This is a genomic window from Microcoleus sp. bin38.metabat.b11b12b14.051 (genome assembly GCF_013299165.1).
Taxonomy (GTDB): domain Bacteria; phylum Cyanobacteriota; class Cyanobacteriia; order Cyanobacteriales; family Microcoleaceae; genus Microcoleus.
This window is the reverse complement of record NZ_JAAFKD010000008.1, coordinates 35,427-53,247: the sequence shown is the minus strand read 5'-3', so window position 1 is coordinate 53,247 and position 17,821 is coordinate 35,427. Positions and strand designations below refer to the sequence as shown.

Sequence of the window (17,821 nt, the reverse complement as noted above, 5' to 3'; positions counted from 1 at the left end):
AGAATAACATGATTAAAGTTGAGTCATTTCTGTCGCTATTGTTTAACGATTTACGCAAGCAGGGTATGCCTCTGGGGGTATCAGAGTATTTGCTGGCAACTAAAGCTGTTCGCGAAGGGGTAGGATTAGAAGATGTTGAGAGATTGGAACGCTTTCTACGTTTGCTGTGGGCTAAATCAAAAGAAGACCAAGAAATATTTGATATCGCTTTCGCTCAATGGGTTAAACCTCGGCTGGAGGCAAGCATTAAACCCAAATCACTAAACTCTACTTTGAATAGGGATAAATTTACCTCGAACTCTAATGCTTCATCCTCATATTCAACCAGCAAAAAAGGCTTTGGCAACCAAAAAAAACAGGAATTCAGGACAAAATCTCAAAAATACGATTTCCAGAGAGCTGTTACTTCCTTATCCCCTCGTCATATCTCATTAGAGAAAAGTGAATCTATTCAGCCAGAAATTAAATACCATCTCACACCTCGTTTACCTATTAGTATGCGAGAGATGGCTAGTATTTGGCGACATCTACGCCGTCTGCGACGAGAAGGTATCCCAGAAGATTTGGATGTAGACGGTACAATCAAGGACATCTGCCTAACCGGCTTTTTGCGAAGTCCCGTTTTACAGCCTCGCCGTCGCAACCAAGTTAAACTTATATTATTAATAGACTGTGAGGGTTCAATGGTTCCCTTTACACTGCTAATTGACGCATTGCAAGAAAGCATAGAAAAAGGGGGGCTTTTGGGTAAAACGAGAACTTACTACTTTCACGACTGTCCAGAGGGCTTTCTTTTCGAGCAACCTAACCTAACTGTTCCTGTTCCTATGGAAGAAGTCTTGTCTGACCAAGCCAAGAGTAACAGCGTGCTGATTTTCAGCGATGCTGGGGCAGCGCGGGGTTCTTACGACGGGCGACGATTAGCAGACACCAAAGCTTTTTTGAAGATTTTGAGCGCCTATACTTATTTATATGCCTGGTTAAATCCCGTGCCTGCCGTCCGCTGGAAAGTAACTACGGCTGAGGATATTGCCCATCTGGTGCCGATGTTTCCTTTGGATAAAGAAGGCTTAAATGATACAGTTAAAATTTTGCAGGGACATCCATTTCCATCAGGAGTTGGGTTAGATGATTAAAACCCTGGAAGCAGTTATCAGAAGGCAATGGCTACCCCCCGAATTTGCTGTTCGGGAGGTAGTAGCTTTTGAGCGACGTTTTGGCATGAAGCACTTGTCCCTAGCTTGTCATGCGGCGCTACCATTATTTCTGAGTCCAGAGTTAGTCAATTTAATTAATATCAATTTTCTAGATAGTGAAAATGTATCTTGGATTGCTGAAAGTGATTTTCTCCTATCACCCCTCTGTCGCCCTATGGATCGGGGAGTTTTTGAAGTAGAACCCTGCGTGCGGGAAGTTTTGTTGGTTGAATTGGAAAATCGGTTTGGTTGGAGGCGACCATTTGAGATTGCAGATTTTTTAGGAATTTATTTGAAAAACCAGCCTGAGTGGAAGCAGCGCCCGGAACAAACTCGTACTCAAAAGTGGATTGCTCAAGCTTATCTAAATCCCGATCGAGTAGTTGAGGAATTAACGGATTTTTTAGATGAAAGTTTACCAGAAGAAAACCCTATATTGGGTTTGCCAGGTCAAATAGAAATTCCCAAAATAGTAGAAATTTTAGCTGAGCCACTAGAACGCACTAGCATTGATTTGTGGTCGTATCGACAATACTTGGTAAATACTTCACGCGCTTTGGCACAGATATTTTATGGAGAAGAAGAGGATTTAAGAGAAAAGATTACCGAAGAAAAAATACAAATTAAAACAGGAAATAGGGAGTTAATGATGCTTTCTCCTGTTATTTGGAATTGGCTAGAAGATATAGCAATTAAGCCTGTAGAAACAACTCCAATTGCAGTTGGACGTGCATTGATAATTACTTGTCTGAATATAGAGTATATAGCAAGTTGCAGCCATCTGACCGACCTCCGAGAAGAAATGCACCCCCAAGGCACAATTTACGAACGCGGCAAATTTATTGCCAACGGGAAGTCATGGGAAGTTGGCATTGTTAAGCTAGGTTTAGGTAAGATGGGTGTGGGGGTAGGGGTAGAGGCGGAAAGAGCGATCGCCTATTTCAATCCCAGTGTCATAATGTCTGTGGGAGTGGCTGGAGGTATCAAAGATGTGGCGATCGGTGATGTGGTAGCCGCGACGAAAGTCTATGGTTACGACGAGTCTGGCAAGGCAAAACAGAAATTTCAACCCAGACCCGATTTAGGGCGATCTACATACAGCTTAATCCAGCGATCGATGGCTGAGTCGAAGAAATCGGACTGGCTGCAAAGGCTGGCATCTGCACCCAATACAACCCCCCGCGTATTCGTTGCGCCGATTGTTGCGGGGGGGGAGAAATTGATTACCTCCAGAAAGTCTGATGTTTTTAAGTTTATCCAGTTGAACTATGGTGATGCGGTAGCCCTGGAGATAGAGGGGGGGGACTTGCTACAAGCGGCTTATGCCAATCACCAAGTATCGGTACTGGTTGTCCGTGGAATTTTTGACTGGATTGATGGTAAAAGTAAAGCTGATGCGCGTGGTTCTCAGGAAATGGCTGCACGCAATGCAAGTGCGTTTGCTTTTGAGATTTTGGCGAAGCTTCAGATTGAGGAGGCGGGTAAGGCATCTTCCGAACAATCTACTCTGCCACTCCTTTTACCTAAATCTGCTCAAACCATGAATTTTGGCTCTACACCGCCAAAAGTTTTTATCAGTTACAGTCATGATTCCCAAGAACACAAAGAATCGGTACTGGCACTTGCCGATCGCTTTCGCGAGGATGGTATTGACTGTAATATTGACCAGTACGAAGATTCGCCGCCTGAAGGATGGCAACGCTGGATGCTTAATCAAGTCGAAGCATCAGATTATGCCCTGATAGTGTGTACGCAGCAGTACGATCGAAGATTCCGAGGACAGGAAGAAACAGGAAAAGGAAAGGGGGTAACTTGGGAAGGAGGTGTCATCATTCAGGAACTCTATGATGCCCAAGGGAAGAATTCAAAGTTTATTCCAATCGCCTTTACTGCTCAAGATTCTGAATTTATCCCTAGTCCCCTTCGTAGTGCTACCTTTTACAGACTGGATACAGCAGATGGATATGAATCGCTTTACCGCCGATTGACTAATCAACTTCGGACGCCCAAACCAGGCGTAGGTATATTACGCACCTTGCCACCTCGTGAGCGTAAACAGCTTTTTCGTGAGGAGTCTCAGTCTACTGCAAGTGAGAGTTTGCAAGAAACTCAAGTTCGTCCTCTTAATTTCTTTGCACTTGATGATAGATGGGTTGGTCGGGACAACCTGATTCGGGATTTGAGCGATCGTATTCGTAGTAATTGCCGCCTGCTGATGTTGGTTGGTATCACAGGGATTGGTAAAACGGCTCTTGGCGAAAGATTAGCAGTAGAAGTTGCCGACTGGTTTGAAAATGACTGGTCGCACTATCATCAAGAAAACTTTGATGACGAACAGCAAACCTCAGATTTTGCTAGCGTTGCTGCCCGCTGGCTGGAAAAATGGGGAGAATTAATCACGCCGGAAGACCGTAAAGATACTCAACGCCTGCTCTATCGATTGGTGAGACATCTAACAGAGAATCGCTATTTGGTGCAGATTGATTCTTTGGAGAACCTTCTACAGGGAAATGAGGAAGAGGGATGGAGTGATTTTAAAGATGAGTGGTGGGTGCGATTTTTTGAAAGTTTGCTAGCAGCAGATTCTTGTGAAAGCTGTATCATCCTAACTTCGCAAGATTTACCCTCTCAAATCCCAACAATAGGAACGAGGTATCAAAATTTTTGGTATTGTCAACCTTTGAGCGGATTGGAAGAACGGGAACGGTTGGCATTGTTTGAGAAAGCTGGGCTAGAAATTAGTATAAATTCACCAGGTAGACATTATCTAGAAAGGATTGGGCGTGCATACGAGGGTTATCCGTTGGCGTTGCGAGTAATTGCTGGAGAAATTAGAAATCAGCCTTTTGATGGTAATGTTGTGACTTACTGGAACCAGTACGGACGTGAAGTAGAAGAGGTTGAGAAGGCGATCGAGGAAGCGAAGACTAAGGGAATAACAGCATCAGCCGATGATAAGTTCAACCTGCATCGATACACGCGCAACTTACGAAGGAATGTGCGATTTCGACTAGAAAAAACTTTTAATCGGTTGCAAAAAGATGTTCGCTATGCCTATATATTGCTCTGCGAAGCTTCGGTGTATCGCTGTCCAGTACCGGAGGATTTTTGGCTGTCACATTTGGAGGATTGGGATCGGGATGAAGATGAACAGCAGGTGGCGCTGGATGCGTTGCGCGATCGCTACTTAGTGGAAGAAGTCGTTGAAGGCGATCGATCTTTGTTAAGGCAGCACAATTTAATTCGGAGTGTGTCGCTTGAACACCTAAAACAACTGGACGAAGATGATGACAGGGAAATAAATATAACACCTGATGGCGAGTTGGTGCTTGCTAAACTAGGTATAGACGGAAATTATATAAAAGGCATAACTTTACGCCATCGACGGACGCAGTATAAAGCTGTAATAAATTGGCTGACACAATATCACCCACAGCCCGATGCTTCCAACCTAGACAAAGTTAGGGGATACTTGGAAGCATTTGGACATCTCTGTAACGTAGAGAATTGGGAAGCAGCTAGCAAAATACTTTTGACTCGCATTAATACTCCGAGCCAAGAAGAATTATATAAACAACTGGGAATTTGGAGCTACTATCGCGAACAAATAGAAGTATGTAGCCAAATACTAGGCAAACTAAATGGTAGCTTTGATATTAATTTATTAAATACTTTAGGCAATAGTTACTATATTTTGGGAGACTATAGAAGAGCGATGGACTATCTACAACAAAGTTTGACTATTGCACGGGAAATTCAAGACGATTTAGGGCAGGAGAATGCTCTCGTAAATTTAGGAAAACTTTATTTTCTTATGGGAGAGTATGTTAGAGCAATTGAGTGTCATCAACACAGCTTAAAAATAGCACAAGAGATTGGCGATCTTAGGGGAAAAGCACAGGCACTTACAAATCTGGGAAGTGTATATGCGAGTCTAGGAAATTATTCTAAGACAATTGAATATTCGCAGCAGAGTTTAGCGATCGCACGACAAATCAACAATCGCTTTGATGAAGGACAAGCATTAGCTAATATAGGTGCTTTTCACCTATACCAAGGAGAATACGAAATGGCGATTGAGTATTATCAGCAGAGTTTAAAAATTGCAAGAGAAATCGGCGATCGCAGGGGAGAGGAAATGGCTTTGGGGAGTCTGGGAGTTGTTTACGAATCAATCGGAGAGTATGTCCAAGGAATTGAGTACAATCAAGAGAGTTTGCTAATAGCACAAGAGATTGGCGATGTCAGGGGAGAAGAACAGGCACTTGCAAATCTGGGAAGTGTATATGCGAATATCGGAGATTATGGAAAGACCATTGAATATTCGCAGCAGAGTTTAGCAATTGCAAGAGAAATCGGCAATCGCCAAGGAGAAGGAGAAGCGCTAGGAAATATCGGATTTGCTTACCAATCTCTTGGTGAGTACGATCGAGCCATTAGCTGCTATCAGCATCAGTTACAAATTGCAAGAGAAATTGGATATATTCTATCCGAAGGGGAGGCATTATGCAATTTAGGCAATACTTTAATACAAGTTGAGAATTATGTAGAAGCTCTGGATTATTTCCAGCAATCTCTCAACATTTTTCGGGAAATTGGCAGCCGTGCTAATCAAGCGGAAGCTCTGAAGAGTTTGGCAGAAGTGCATCAGCATTTAGGACATCTCGATATAGCTATTGAATTTGGCGATATGGCTTTAGCCATTGCTACAGAGTTAGGCATACCCCTAGCCAATGAGTGTCAGAAGCTTAAGGATACATTGACAACTATAGAAAGGATAGACTCATGAATACTAAAATATTTTCAGACTTAGAAATTAATGACGTTATTCGGCTAGAATCAGCTTTACAAAATTTATTTATTAATATTGATAGTGATGCTGGAAAGCTAGCATTGCTTAGAAATGCTGGTATTAATAATTATTTTCTTGGGTCTATTCAGTTCAATCTAAACATTAATGAATCAATCACTATATTAGTTTCCAAATTTAAAAACTTCTCTATCTCTAGCAAAGATCCAAGTCATCCACTGGTCAACTTTCTACATTATTTACTTCAACAACCCCAAAAATACAACTTAAATGACGAACACATAGAAGTATTCACACAGATTCTTTCGATTGGTCACAAAAAACTTAAACATTTTCAAACAAATGAGTCTTTTATCCATCCAGAAGATGAATTTAAATATCAAGTTGAAGAACAATCTTGGTACGCTCCTATTTTTCCAGAAATAGAAGAAATTCACGAAGAAGATAACTCAATCAAATCAGAAATTGATGTTGTTCTCATTACCGCAACAGACACAGAATTAAAAGCAGTCGCAAACTTGCTCCAACCTTATCCTGAAAAGGCAAAGATCTTGCTCGTTTATTCTGGACCTGAAACCTACTACATCGGGAAATTTGGTGCATATAAAACTGTTGTTACGAAATGTCGCATGGGTTCAATTGGCGAAGGCTCTGTTATCTTAGCTACTGAACAAGCTCAACGTCTCTGGAGTCCTAGAGCCATTATTATGATTGGCATAGCCTTTGGTAAAGACCCAAGAAAACAAAAAATCGGAGATGTGTTCGTGGCTTCCCAGATTATTTCCTATGAACAACAGCGTGTTAGTGAAAAACAAACTGTATATCGCGGTGCTATTCCTCCCAGTAATCCAATATTACTGAATCGTTTTGAGAACATTCAAAACTGGCAGTTTATTTGTCCTGATGGTTCAAGTTCTAAAATTCATATTGGCCCTATTTTATCAGGAGAAAAATTGGTTGACGATCCAGTATTTAAAGCCAAGCTACTTGACGAGTTTCCCCAAGCAATTGGAGGAGAAATGGAAGGGGCTGGTTTATGTGCTGCTTCAGGGCGGGTAGGTACAGCATGGATTTTAGTCAAGTCTATTTGCGACTGGGGAGATGGAAAAAAACACAATAAGCATCAGCATTTAGCAGCTGCAGCAGCGGCTTCGCTCGTGCATCATGTATTGTCTCAAAAAACTGTAATGAATGGAATAAAAAAAATGATTAACTGAATAGATACAAAAATCATAAAATCCTTGAGGTAAGATAATGAGTAAACACAGTGAGTTAGAAGAGCAAGATCGAGAAACATTAAATAAATTGTCCATCACACCATCCGGTGAATCCATACTGGCACAGTTGGGTATCGAGCCAACTGCTATAAAAATTATTAAACCACCTTGGAAACGCAACAAATATAGGGCTGTAGTAAACTGGTTAATGAAATATAAACCCCTATCTGATGTTACTAACATTGAAAAAATCAAGGGTTTAGTGGAAGCATTTTATCATCTTTGTGAAGTAGAAGCTTGGAAAGAAGCAGGTAACATACCTTCAGTTACCCTCAATACCCCCACTAATGAAAAATTACATAATCAGCTACAAACTTGGGGTTATTATCGGGAACAGATCGATTTATACAGCAAACTTTTAGGCAAATTAAACTCCGAATGGGATGCTACCTGTCTAGGGGGTTTGGGGAATGCCTACCAGTTTCTAGGAGACTACACTCGTGCGATTGAGTTCCATGAGGAATGTTTAGCGATCGCACGAGAGAAAGGGTATCGAAAAGGCGAGGGTAATGCGCTGGGGAATCTGGGCAATGCCTACTCGTCCCTGGGAGACTATACCCGTGCGATGAAGTTATATCAACAGAATTTGGTCATTGCAGGGGAGATAGGTAATCGTCGAGGGGAAGCAGGAGCGTTGGGCAGTTTGGGTAATGTCTACCATGCTCTGGGAGACTACGCCCGCGCGATTGATTTTCATCAGCAGTGTTTGGCTATTGAACAAGAGATAGCTAATCGTTGGGGAGAAGGGGCTGCACTGGGGAATCTGGGCAATGCCTACTTATCTCAGGGAGACTATACCCATGCGATTGAATTCCATCAGAAGCGTTTGGCAATCTCACAGCAGATAGGCAATCCCCAAGGTGAAGGGGAGACGTTAGGCAATCTGGGTATTGCCTACTATTACCAAGGAGATTATCGTCAAGCGATTTCTTACTTCGAGCAAAAATTGGCGATTGCACGGGAAATTGGCGACCGCCGGGGAGAAGGCTCAGCATTAACTAATCTAGGCAATGTCTACGAATCATTAGGAAAGTATAGTCAAGCGATTTCATGTTTTCATAAACATTTGGCGATCGCACAGGCAATTGGAGATCGCCGGGGAGAGGGGGCTGCACTAAGTAATCTGGGTACTGTTTACAGAGCGACCGGAGATTATCGTCAGGCAATTTCCTGCTTCGAGCAGGCTTTGGCGATTGCACAACAAATTAAAAATCGTCGGGGAGAAGGGATGGTTTTGGGAAATCTGGGTATTGTCCATAATTCCTTGGGAGATTATCGTCAAGCAATTTCCTACTTCGAGCAGGATTTAGCAATTGCACGGGAAATTGGCGACCGTTCGGGTGAAGGAGCCGCACTAGGTAATCTGGGCGTTGCTTACAGATCTATAGGAGATTATTATCAAGCGATTTCCTTCTTCAAGCAGCGTTTAGCGATCGCACAACAAATTACAGATCGTTGGGGAGAAGGTATGGCACTGGGTAATCTGGGTATTGCTTACAATTCTCTGGGAAATTACCAACAAGCAATTTTATATTTTGAAAAACGTTTAGTTATTGCACGAGAATTGGAAGATCGTCCAGGGGAAGCTACGGTTCTTGGTAATCTGGGTGTTGTCTATAGATCATTAGGAAACTATCCTCAAGCAATTTCCTACTTCGAGCAGCATTCTACAATAGCAAATGAAATTGGAGATCGGGCGGGTGTTGGAAGAGCTATGGGTAATTTAGGAATCACTCTAATGAAACTTAAGCAACATTCAAAAGCATTGGAATATTTGCAGACAGCAGTCAGTATTTCACGAAGCATTGAAGATCATGCTACTGAGGCTATAGTGATCTCTAATTTAGCAATACTTCACGATAAGTTAGGCGATCGCCTTCTGGCTCTTGAGTATTGCGATCGCGCCTTATCCATTGCCACAGAGTTAAACATACCCTTGGAAAAAGACTGTAGAGACTTAAAAAAACAATTAGAACACAGCCATGAGTAGCCTGAATAAGTTGATTACTGGAGAGCAACAGGTTATCGAAAAAGTTGACATGATGCCTCCCGGTGAGTCAATTCTGGTGGCACTGGCAATTGACCCCTATACCCTTAAATTCATCAAATCTCACTGGCAACGTACCCAGTACCGAGCAGTAATTAACTGGCTTACGAAATATCAATCCCAGCCCAATGCTTCCAATTTGGAAAAAGTGAAAGGTTTACTAGAAGCCTTTCACCATCTTTTTGAAATAGCAGCTTGGAATCAAGCTTTAACAATTTTAGTTGTTAAAATTTTTAATCATGAAAATGACCAGCTTCACAATCAACTTTTTTCCTGGGGCTATTACAAAGAAATATCAGCATTGTACACAAAGTTTTTGGAGAATTTAGATTTTCTAAATCCTGACTATAAAACTATTTTTTTATATGGTATGGGAAAAGTGTATTATGCCCAAGGAAACTTAACAAAAGCGATTAACTACTATCAACAAGCATTGGATCTTGCGCGTACACTTCCCGCTTCTCAACAGGAAGGAGCAATTTTGAATTGTCTAGGTGTTGCTTACCAATCTTTGGGTAATGATACTCAAGCAATTGATTGCTATTGGCAAGATTTATTACTGGCATGGAAAAACAAAAACTGCCAAGGAGAAGCTGCTGTACTAAACAGCTTGGGATTTATGTTTTGTCAACAGGAAAAATTCCACAAAGCAATCAAATACCAGAAAGAAAGTTTGAGAATTCTACGTCAAAGCGATAATCTCTCCGATCAAGGAAGAGTATTGGGAAGTCTGGCACAAGCTTACGGTGGTTTAGAAAAGTACGACGAAGCTATTAAATACCATCAACACCATTTAAAAATCATGCAGGACATGAAAGATCGTGCAGGGGAGGCAGAGGCATTATGTAATCTTGGAATTACTATGGCAAAACAGAAGGAAACACAACTAAATAAGCCTTTAGAATTTGAAGATTATTCACAAGCACTGCAATATTTGGAGGAAGCTCTAGAAATTTGCAGAGAAATTGGTATCGGGTTAACCGAAATTAATGTACTATGGAATTTAGCAGGAATTTATCAGAAGTTAGGTCAGAAAAATTTGGTTCTTAAATATTCCCAACTCGCTTTGAATATTGCCAATAAACTAGGCATACCAATTAAATCGTTTAAACAGTTACGATTTGATTAGAAAGCAATACAGTAGTCTACCAGTCTACTCTTTTTTCCTGCGCCGATCTAGGTTGGCCTGGGTTCCCGATCGCTCTCTACCACAACGTACCCAAGCAATATCTCGATCGGAATCCAGCGTCATTTGGGTATCTCGCTCTAGATCGCTTTGAAATCCCCCACGGCTAGGAAATCCCGCATTATTGCGAGGACTCGCGAACATATGATAAACAATAACTGCCTCAGTTCGCCCACAAAGATACTGTTGTGCAACGGTATCTGTACCTTTGGCATCCCAACTACAAAACACTCATCTCGATCGCGCGATCGAGATGAGTGTAATAGGTATCAAATTCTTCCTGAGTCAGGTTGATGTGTCCGCTAATAAAATTAACAACCTTTTTACTTTTCACGCTCTAAAAATATATGAGTAAAGCGATAAAGATATCTCAATTCCAGCAAGCTCTTGAAGCTGTAGAAGTTTTATCATTAGAAGATCAAGCCTGGGTTCTAGATATTCTCCAGAATCGTCTGCGACAAGAGCGAGGAAATGAATTACCGAAGGAAGTGGCAGAAGTTCGTCAAGAGTATGCTGAGGGCAATGTTAAATTTGGGTCTGTAGCTGATTTCATGGTAGATTTGGATGAGAGTGATTGGAACCTACTATGACTCAACAACCGCAACCAGAACCAGAAAAAGTTAAGCAGACAGTTGCTAAAATGCGCGAAGTCTGTCGGCAGTTTGATAGTCTTAATTTTGCACTTGATGAACTGATTGCTCAGATAGAAGCAGATATTCGGAATAGTCCTCTCACAGCTTATCGTTTAGGGAGAGCCAAGTCTGTTGCTGGGCCTGCCGAGTCAGAAAGTTAGTGGTTTGGAATTGGTATCAGCCTCAACCATCCTCCACAACTTCCTCCACCGATAAACCCAACGCCTCCGCCACCTGTTGGGCACTCAAACCCATTCCCAGCAACCGGGGAATTGCAGCCCTTCTTGCTTGAAATTCAGCTTGTCGTGCTTGTTCTGCTCGATCGGCTATTTCGCGTTGTTGTTCCCCCCGCAATCTCTCCAATTCGGCTCTTTCATCGCCAATCAACAGCAAATTACCTTCCTCATCCCACCAGCGCAGCCACAGCATGGTTTGATTTTGATAACTTCCTTGCCAAAGTCCCAATTCTACGCCTAAAGGTGCGATCGCAAAATGACCCCGCTCGTTAAGTTCCAACAGCCGATAATACCCGTCAATCAACCGATAAACTTCTAATCTGCCGCTGTTAATTTGGTAGATGCCATAATAGGGAATTCGCATCACCTGTTCGTAAACCCAAAACTTTCCGGGTTTCGTCAACACTCCTTCATCAGTGCGCGATAATGGAGTACGCGCGGCGAAGCTATCCCGAAGGGAATCGCGCTCTTCATCGCCATTACCACTCGCAAATTCCAACGCAATTAACGGTGCTATGTGTTCCCGCCATAACACGTAGGAACGGCGAATTTGCCCCTCTAAATTTGGAGGTACATTGGGAACATAAAACCAATCAGGAGCTTCTGCACCTTTCTCTGCTGGATCGGTTTCTCGCCAGTAAATGCCGCTATCTTGACCGATCGCATATTGTCCGTCAGGATGTCGCTCCTGCAAAATCGGGCCGATCGAATCAGTTAAAATTAAACTTTGCGGGTGCTCCTGAAAATTATTCACAAAAGTACCATCCGACTCTGGTAATTGAGTGTGGTCTGGAAAAGCAGGAGGTAGAACAACGCGGTCAACGCTCTGGGTCATAATTCCCTCCGAGGTCTTGCTTAATTTATAATATCATGTCCCAGGTTCGTAATGAGGACTTCAGTCCGCATCCAAATTAAGAAGGACTGAAGTCCTCACTACAAACCTGATATCTTAGGTTCGTAGTGAGGACTTTAGTCCGCATTTAAATTAAGAAGGACTGAAGTCCTCACTACGAACCTGGTGAGGACTTTAGTCCGCATCCAAATTAAGAAGGACTGAAGTCCTCACTACAAACCTGATATCTTAGGTTCGTAGTGAGGACTTTAGTCCGCATTTAAATTAAGAAGGACTGAAGTCCTCACTACAAACCTGGTGAGGACTTTAGTCCGCATCCAAATTAAGAAGGACTGAAGTCCTCACTACAAACCTGATGTCTTAGGTTCGTAGTGAGGACTTTAGTCCGCATTTAAATTAAGAAGGACTGAAGTCCTCACTACGAACCTGATAATCGTTATTTTTTAGGATAGTATCTAATTGGTAATTCGGAATAAAATAAGAATTTTTGAGTTAAAAGTCTCAAATTTTTAACTCAAAATTCTGGGGCGAGTCCTCTTGGTACCGCCCCTAGAAATGTCCTTAAGGTTTCGGTAGCGCACCTTCGGGACTAGGAGAAGCAGCCGGTTCGGGACTAGGAGAAGCACCCGCTTCGGGACTCGCTTTTTCCGCCGCAGGATCAGGCGAAGGAGTGCCGCTAGCTAACTGATTAATTTGGTCTTTATAGTTAGGTGGAGCTAACTCAGTAGCTTTATTAAACAGCGTTTTTGCTTCGTCTGTTTTGCCTTGTTCCTTCAACACGATCGCATGAGCTAACGTCGGACGAAAATCTTTCGGATTTGCCTTAGCCGATTCGTCGTAAATCGCGATCGCCTCTGGGTAGCGCTTCTGCACTGCATAAACCTGCCCCAAAATCAACTGCACCGAAGTTACATCAACACTTCCCGGTTTCGCCTGATTTGCAGCCGGAGCAGCCTTCAGCGTATCTTGCAGTAGTCCGATCGCAGCTTCCGGCCGCTGCTGCACCAACAGCAAATTCACCAACCCCTGCAAAGCCGCAATTTCCCCAGGCTTAGACGCTAAAATTGACCGATAAGCCTGAGCCGCTCCTTCGCGATCGCCCGTGCGTTCCTTCGCCTGAGCCAGCAAAATCCCGTATTCTGTAGTGTCAGGATTCAGTTTAGCCAACTTTTCCAACGTCGGCACCACATCCTTAATTGCCCCCACTCCTTGTCCGATCAACTCCAGCCGCACCTGCAACAAGCCCCGCAAAGCCGTTACATTGTCAGGTTCGCGCTGCAAAACCAATTCGTACCCCCTCACCTGATCTTGCAGCAACTGCGATTGCTTATCGTTAGACTGCGCCGTCTGAGTTGGCGTTGGAGTCGATCGACTTGGCGCTTGGTTGGCCTTGATAATCCTGTCCAAAATTGGTGGCAGCAAACTAAATCCCACAAAAGCGACGATCGCCAGCACCACCACCACACTAATCAACCCGCGACGCTTGTTTGCTTTCTCCATAAAATTCAACTATCCCAGCTTAAAATGTACTGTTTTCTAAGAAAATTAACGCATCGCCAAGGGGCATCAGCAATTTAACCAGATCCATGCAACCATAAAAGTTCTTAACTTCAAAGTCCAATTGACAAAGCAGTCTTTTGCTTGCAGCTAATATGGTAACAGACCCACAACTTTGCGCCCGCCAAACAATTTTGGACACTCATACCTCCAGCCCCAAAGACTGCGGCGGGCGTCCAATGAGAGTTTGGTGAAGCTGAAAATTACCTAAAAGATGGCGGATCGGCCCGCTAGGTAATTGGATTAAGTAAAATAGGCAAGCTGAATATCCTAAATGCTACAAGCTGGCAACGCCAGCTTTCGCGCGATCGACCTTATCATGGGGTTAGGAACTGTCAAAACTCTTTGCCAGCAAAGAGTTTAGCAGCTAGCGATCCCAAGGCAGTCGCAGCGTTCATGCGTTGGCGTTGACGGGTCAAAATCAAACTTGGCGGCGCGAGCCCCAAGTCTGGTGCTAGTAGTAGTTAAAGCAGTTTCTTCAGTTTATTCTTAATTTCCCTCAAGGGATGTGTCTCCGCTGCAAGGAGTTTTTTATGAACCCCTCTCCGAACCGGTCTTCCAAATCGTCCAAATCTACTTCCACTCGCAAGGCTCAGCCAAGCGATACAGCCGTGAATGAGCCCGCAGTTACAGCCTCCGTTCCCGAGACACCAGACGAAAGTCCCGTGTCTGCCGCGTCGGCTGCACCTGTTGACGACAGTCAACCACCAGCGCCAACGGACGCCCCTGCGCCAACCGACTCGCTGCAACGACCGCGCTACAATTCAGACATCGATCGGGACAAAACAAAGCCAAAAGAACCGCTCAGCAATGCTCCGGTACCCTCGGAGCCAAAATCTGCACCTCCAGCACCTGCGATCGCCACCGCCGAGCCTGCCGCTAATGTCAGTCAGGCCGCCGATGACATTGCTTCGGTGATGCGCCAGCACCCGATCCCACCCCCCAGCGAACCCAGACAGTACCGAGCTGTTGGTTTGGTGCGGGGCCGCTACACGCAATCCGAAGAGCAATTTACCCGGGGTATGCTAATAGCTGCCGACGGAACTGCCATTGATGCAGTTTTGCTGGGTAGAGTCATGAGTTTAGTCAAAAATCACCTGGATCTGGAACAAGAACACCTGTGGGTGGTCTATCCCCGCACCAGGCAAGAAGACGGTAATTTGCACGCCCAAATTATGGGAGTTTGGGAGCCGGAAACGCTCAAAAAATCTCCCGAACCTTCCTCTGACGATGAAAACCTCGAAACAGGGGAGATAGAGACTGGCGGCGAAGCATCGACCGCACCTTTACCGCCCTCGGAACCTGATGTTGAGGATGGCTATTTTTCGATTCGAGGCGAGGTGATTTATCAACAATCGCAAGATGATCAAGAAAAGTATGTCATCGTCAAAATCAAGCAAGCTCCCCGCAAAAATGATGACAAGATGAAGTTTTTTAAGCTGAAGCTCAAGGGAGATTTAGGCACAAAGGCGATCGGATTTTTTTGGGATTTTCACGTCAAATTGCAAGCTGACAGTCTGATGATTCAGCAAGCCAACAATATTGGGGCCCTGCCTATTAAAAAGCGGAAATTCCCCCCCGGAAGCGGCAAGCCCAGCGGCGGCTACAAAGGAGGGGGAAGCAAACGTCCCTTTACTCCTAGACCCACCGGTGACGGTTCTCGCATAGAACGCCCTAATATTAAGTCCCCAGCAGCAGCCGTCGCACCTGCTGTCCCCAAGGAACCTCTTCCTAAGCCGGTGAAGAAGCCTAAACCAGTTGAGGAATAAGACGATTTTAGATTTTAGATTTTACATTTGAGATTTTTGGTAAGTGCGTGAGTTTTCCCTGCGTGCAGTTTTTTACCAGAATTCTTCTATCGAAAATCTCGAAGTTTGGACGCACTCGCAAGGCTCGGAAACCGGGTTTTTTGCTAAAAAACCTCAGCTTTCATGCCAAGCTAAGCACAAGAAACCCGATTTCTCAAACCTTGTACGTCCAAAAATCATCTACAATCTACAATCTAAAATCGGAAATTGTTTATTCCAGCCTGACTTGGGCGCCCCACAAATCTTGTGGGAGAAATACTCTGTCGGTGGGTAGGGGAGCAACTGGGGCCGTGAGGGTAAATTGATTCGCTTCAATTTGCTGCTTCAATTCCACTGCTACTTGCCGCGAGAGAAACATACTCGCCAAGGGGGCTGTCCGCACCGGTTTACCTTCAATGAGAATGCGACCTGTCTTTAATTGAGCGTAACTGACTAAACCGAAGGTGGGACGAACGCGCCGGGGGATAGAGAAATCTACCACCGGCGCGACTATTTTTTTGTCTGATACTGCACAGTTGGCGACGACTGTTTCGTTTAAGACGGGAAAGGGGATGCCGACTCCCAGCATCAAGGATGGGCCGTAATTTTTGAAGTAGCAGCCGCGCACCCATTTAGAGTTCATCTGTTTGGCGTCGCCGATGAGTGCCAGGGTGGCAGCCGGCCCGATGGGAGTGCCGTTGGGCTGCCGTTTTTGCAGCGGGAAGTGCTGGGTTCCTTCCCAGGTGATGTAGCCCTGAGCGCCTCCTAGGAAGATGCGAGTGCCGATGCCGATGAGTTCGAGGTGGGGGTCGTTTAGCAGGGGAGACATGGCTCCAAGGCTCGAATAGACGGCGTTGCCGAGGTTTGGTTGCAGGGGGCCGAGGTAGGTGAACAGCGGGCGATCGCCCCCGTTGACTCCTACAATAAAGTTTTGATAGACGTTCCGGGGATTGAATAGATAAAACTGGTTAATCGTATCGCGGGTAATCGTGGTTTCAAAGGAGGCGCGCGGGTAGCAGTCTGTGACTTGCCCCAAAGCTCGCAACTGCACGGGTTTGCCGGCAATTAAGTCTTCGATGACGTGTCCGCCACCCCGTTCCCGCGATTCTTCGCCGTCTTCGGCTACTTGGGTGGCTCCCAGGTACAGGTCTACCGCGCCAAAGCCGGAATAGGCTAAAACGCCGTCTAGCCAGCACTGGCGGATTTTAATCGGGGGGTCGGTATGGCCGAGGTTGATGATGGCGCCGGAGGATTCCATCGGCTCGAAAGTGCCTGCGGTAATCACATCTACTTGTTTGGCGGCTTCGGTAATGCTGGTTTCTCGGACTCTAGTTTTGAGTTCTTCGATTGTCCAGACTGTGGCTTTACCTTGGCTGATTTTATCGTTGATTTCGTCGATCGATCTCATAAGACTATTTTAGATATTAGATTTTAGATTGATGGAATGTCGATCGCACATATGCAGTTTTGGCGATCGGACTTGGTTTGAGAACACAGCCAAATGTTATAACAGAGATCGGGATTATCTTATAAATAACATAAGGAGCGATCGGCATGACTCAAGCGATATTAAAACCAGTCACGTTCGATGAATTTATTGACTGGTATCCTGAAAATTCCCAAAAGCATTACGAACTGCACAATGGAGCTATTGTTGAGATGCCTAAAGCCACCGGAGAACATTCAGAAGTAGCTGGCTTCCTCTGCCTCAAGCTAGGAATAGAAATCGAGAGGCTGGGGTTGCCCTACTTCGTACCCAAAGAATGCGTTGTCAAAGCTGATAACGAGCGCTCTGGTTACGAACCGGATGCGATCGTTTTGGACAGACAAGCGACGAACAGCGAACCGAGATGGAAAAAAGAATCTATCATTACAATGGGTAGTTCTGTCCGGCTAATTGTCGAGGTTGTCAGTACCAATTGGCAAGATGATTACGCTCACAAATTGGTTGATTATGAAGCTTTAGGCATTTCTGAATATTGGATTGCAGACTATTTGGGACTTGGTGGCAGACGCTATATTGGCAATCCTAAACAACCTACTTTTTTCGTTCACCATTTGGTTGATGGCGAGTATCAAGTCAGTCAATTTCGGGGAAGCGATCGAATTGTGTCGCCCACATTTCCAGAGTTGAATTTGACGGTGCAGCAGATTTTTAGCGCTGGACAAGATGCGGTTTAAAATGCGACGAACATTGAAGTAGGTAAACAGCATTGCCGTATCCGGTCGGGGGTTATGGA

12 protein-coding genes are annotated in these 17,821 nt (G+C 44.5%); 9 read left to right on the top strand and 3 right to left on the bottom strand.

Annotation, left to right across the window (positions count from 1 at the left end; genetic code table 11):
• Positions 1-8 precede the first annotated feature (8 nt).
• The 7 genes from QZW47_RS10975 (at position 9) to QZW47_RS10945 (ending at position 11,309) form a co-directional block, all read left to right on the top strand.
• The gene (locus QZW47_RS10975; protein WP_293127021.1) at positions 9-1,136 is read left to right on the top strand and encodes a hypothetical protein; all 1,128 of its coding nucleotides are present in this window, start codon (positions 9-11) and stop codon (positions 1,134-1,136) included.
• Positions 1,129-5,985 carry a tetratricopeptide repeat protein gene (locus tag QZW47_RS10970; RefSeq protein ID WP_293127020.1) on the top strand — a complete coding sequence of 1,619 codons (4,857 nt, stop codon included), beginning with the start codon at positions 1,129-1,131 and terminating at the stop codon, positions 5,983-5,985. The genes QZW47_RS10975 and QZW47_RS10970 overlap by 8 nt, the downstream gene beginning before the upstream one ends.
• Complete coding sequence (locus tag QZW47_RS10965) at positions 5,982-7,223, top strand: hypothetical protein (protein ID WP_293127018.1); 1,242 nt, start codon at positions 5,982-5,984, stop codon at positions 7,221-7,223. Before QZW47_RS10970 ends, QZW47_RS10965 begins: the two co-directional genes overlap by 4 nt.
• Positions 7,224-7,311: 88 nt before the next feature.
• A complete protein-coding gene (locus QZW47_RS10960; protein ID WP_293127016.1) occupies positions 7,312-9,273 on the top strand; it encodes a tetratricopeptide repeat protein in 1,962 nt (653 codons plus the stop codon).
• Positions 9,266-10,459, top strand: coding sequence for a tetratricopeptide repeat protein (locus QZW47_RS10955; RefSeq protein WP_293127014.1), 1,194 nt, complete (start codon positions 9,266-9,268; stop codon positions 10,457-10,459). The genes QZW47_RS10960 and QZW47_RS10955 overlap by 8 nt, the downstream gene beginning before the upstream one ends.
• Before the next feature lie 404 nt (positions 10,460-10,863).
• Positions 10,864-11,106, top strand: a complete 243-nt coding sequence (locus QZW47_RS10950) for a hypothetical protein (RefSeq protein ID WP_293127012.1) — start codon at positions 10,864-10,866, stop codon at positions 11,104-11,106.
• Positions 11,103-11,309: a hypothetical protein gene (locus tag QZW47_RS10945; RefSeq protein ID WP_293127010.1), complete on the top strand. Its 207-nt coding sequence runs from the start codon at positions 11,103-11,105 to the stop codon at positions 11,307-11,309. The genes QZW47_RS10950 and QZW47_RS10945 overlap by 4 nt, the downstream gene beginning before the upstream one ends.
• 22 nt (positions 11,310-11,331) lie before the next feature.
• On the opposite strand, the gene QZW47_RS10940 is transcribed toward QZW47_RS10945, so the two are convergent.
• Together QZW47_RS10940 and QZW47_RS10935 are read right to left on the bottom strand one after the other, a co-directional pair.
• Positions 11,332-12,219: a Uma2 family endonuclease gene (locus tag QZW47_RS10940; RefSeq protein WP_293127002.1), complete on the bottom strand. Its 888-nt coding sequence runs from the start codon at positions 12,217-12,219 to the stop codon at positions 11,332-11,334.
• A gap of 579 nt (positions 12,220-12,798) precedes the next feature.
• Positions 12,799-13,737, bottom strand: coding sequence for a tetratricopeptide repeat protein (locus QZW47_RS10935; RefSeq protein WP_293127000.1), 939 nt, complete (start codon positions 13,735-13,737; stop codon positions 12,799-12,801).
• Between the two features lie 668 nt (positions 13,738-14,405).
• On the opposite strand from QZW47_RS10935, the gene QZW47_RS10930 reads away from it, so the two are divergent.
• On the top strand, positions 14,406-15,563 hold the full coding sequence (locus QZW47_RS10930; protein WP_366930844.1) for a hypothetical protein: 1,158 nt from the start codon (positions 14,406-14,408) through the stop codon (positions 15,561-15,563).
• A gap of 250 nt (positions 15,564-15,813) precedes the next feature.
• Here QZW47_RS10930 and QZW47_RS10925 read toward each other — a convergent pair whose 3' ends face one another.
• Positions 15,814-16,989, bottom strand: a complete 1,176-nt coding sequence (locus tag QZW47_RS10925) for a homocysteine biosynthesis protein (RefSeq protein ID WP_293126996.1) — start codon at positions 16,987-16,989, stop codon at positions 15,814-15,816.
• A gap of 146 nt (positions 16,990-17,135) precedes the next feature.
• Between QZW47_RS10925 and QZW47_RS10920 the strand changes: the two genes are divergently transcribed.
• Complete coding sequence (locus QZW47_RS10920) at positions 17,136-17,762, top strand: Uma2 family endonuclease (RefSeq protein WP_293126994.1); 627 nt, start codon at positions 17,136-17,138, stop codon at positions 17,760-17,762.
• Positions 17,763-17,821: the final 59 nt, after the last annotated feature.

What these genes read in the sequence shown, in the direction of transcription:
- QZW47_RS10975 (WP_293127021.1), top strand. Translation starts at nt 9, where the DNA reads ATGATTAAAGTTGAGTCATTTCTGTCGCTATTGTTTAACGATTTACGC.
- QZW47_RS10970 (WP_293127020.1), top strand. Translation starts at nt 1,129, where the DNA reads ATGATTAAAACCCTGGAAGCAGTTATCAGAAGGCAATGGCTACCCCCC.
- QZW47_RS10965 (WP_293127018.1), top strand. Translation starts at nt 5,982, where the DNA reads ATGAATACTAAAATATTTTCAGACTTAGAAATTAATGACGTTATTCGG.
- QZW47_RS10955 (WP_293127014.1), top strand. Translation starts at nt 9,266, where the DNA reads ATGAGTAGCCTGAATAAGTTGATTACTGGAGAGCAACAGGTTATCGAA.
- QZW47_RS10950 (WP_293127012.1), top strand. Translation starts at nt 10,864, where the DNA reads ATGAGTAAAGCGATAAAGATATCTCAATTCCAGCAAGCTCTTGAAGCT.
- QZW47_RS10945 (WP_293127010.1), top strand. Translation starts at nt 11,103, where the DNA reads ATGACTCAACAACCGCAACCAGAACCAGAAAAAGTTAAGCAGACAGTT.
- QZW47_RS10940 (WP_293127002.1), bottom strand. Translation starts at nt 12,219, where the DNA reads ATGACCCAGAGCGTTGACCGCGTTGTTCTACCTCCTGCTTTTCCAGAC.
- QZW47_RS10935 (WP_293127000.1), bottom strand. Translation starts at nt 13,737, where the DNA reads ATGGAGAAAGCAAACAAGCGTCGCGGGTTGATTAGTGTGGTGGTGGTG.
- QZW47_RS10925 (WP_293126996.1), bottom strand. Translation starts at nt 16,989, where the DNA reads ATGAGATCGATCGACGAAATCAACGATAAAATCAGCCAAGGTAAAGCC.
- QZW47_RS10920 (WP_293126994.1), top strand. Translation starts at nt 17,136, where the DNA reads ATGACTCAAGCGATATTAAAACCAGTCACGTTCGATGAATTTATTGAC.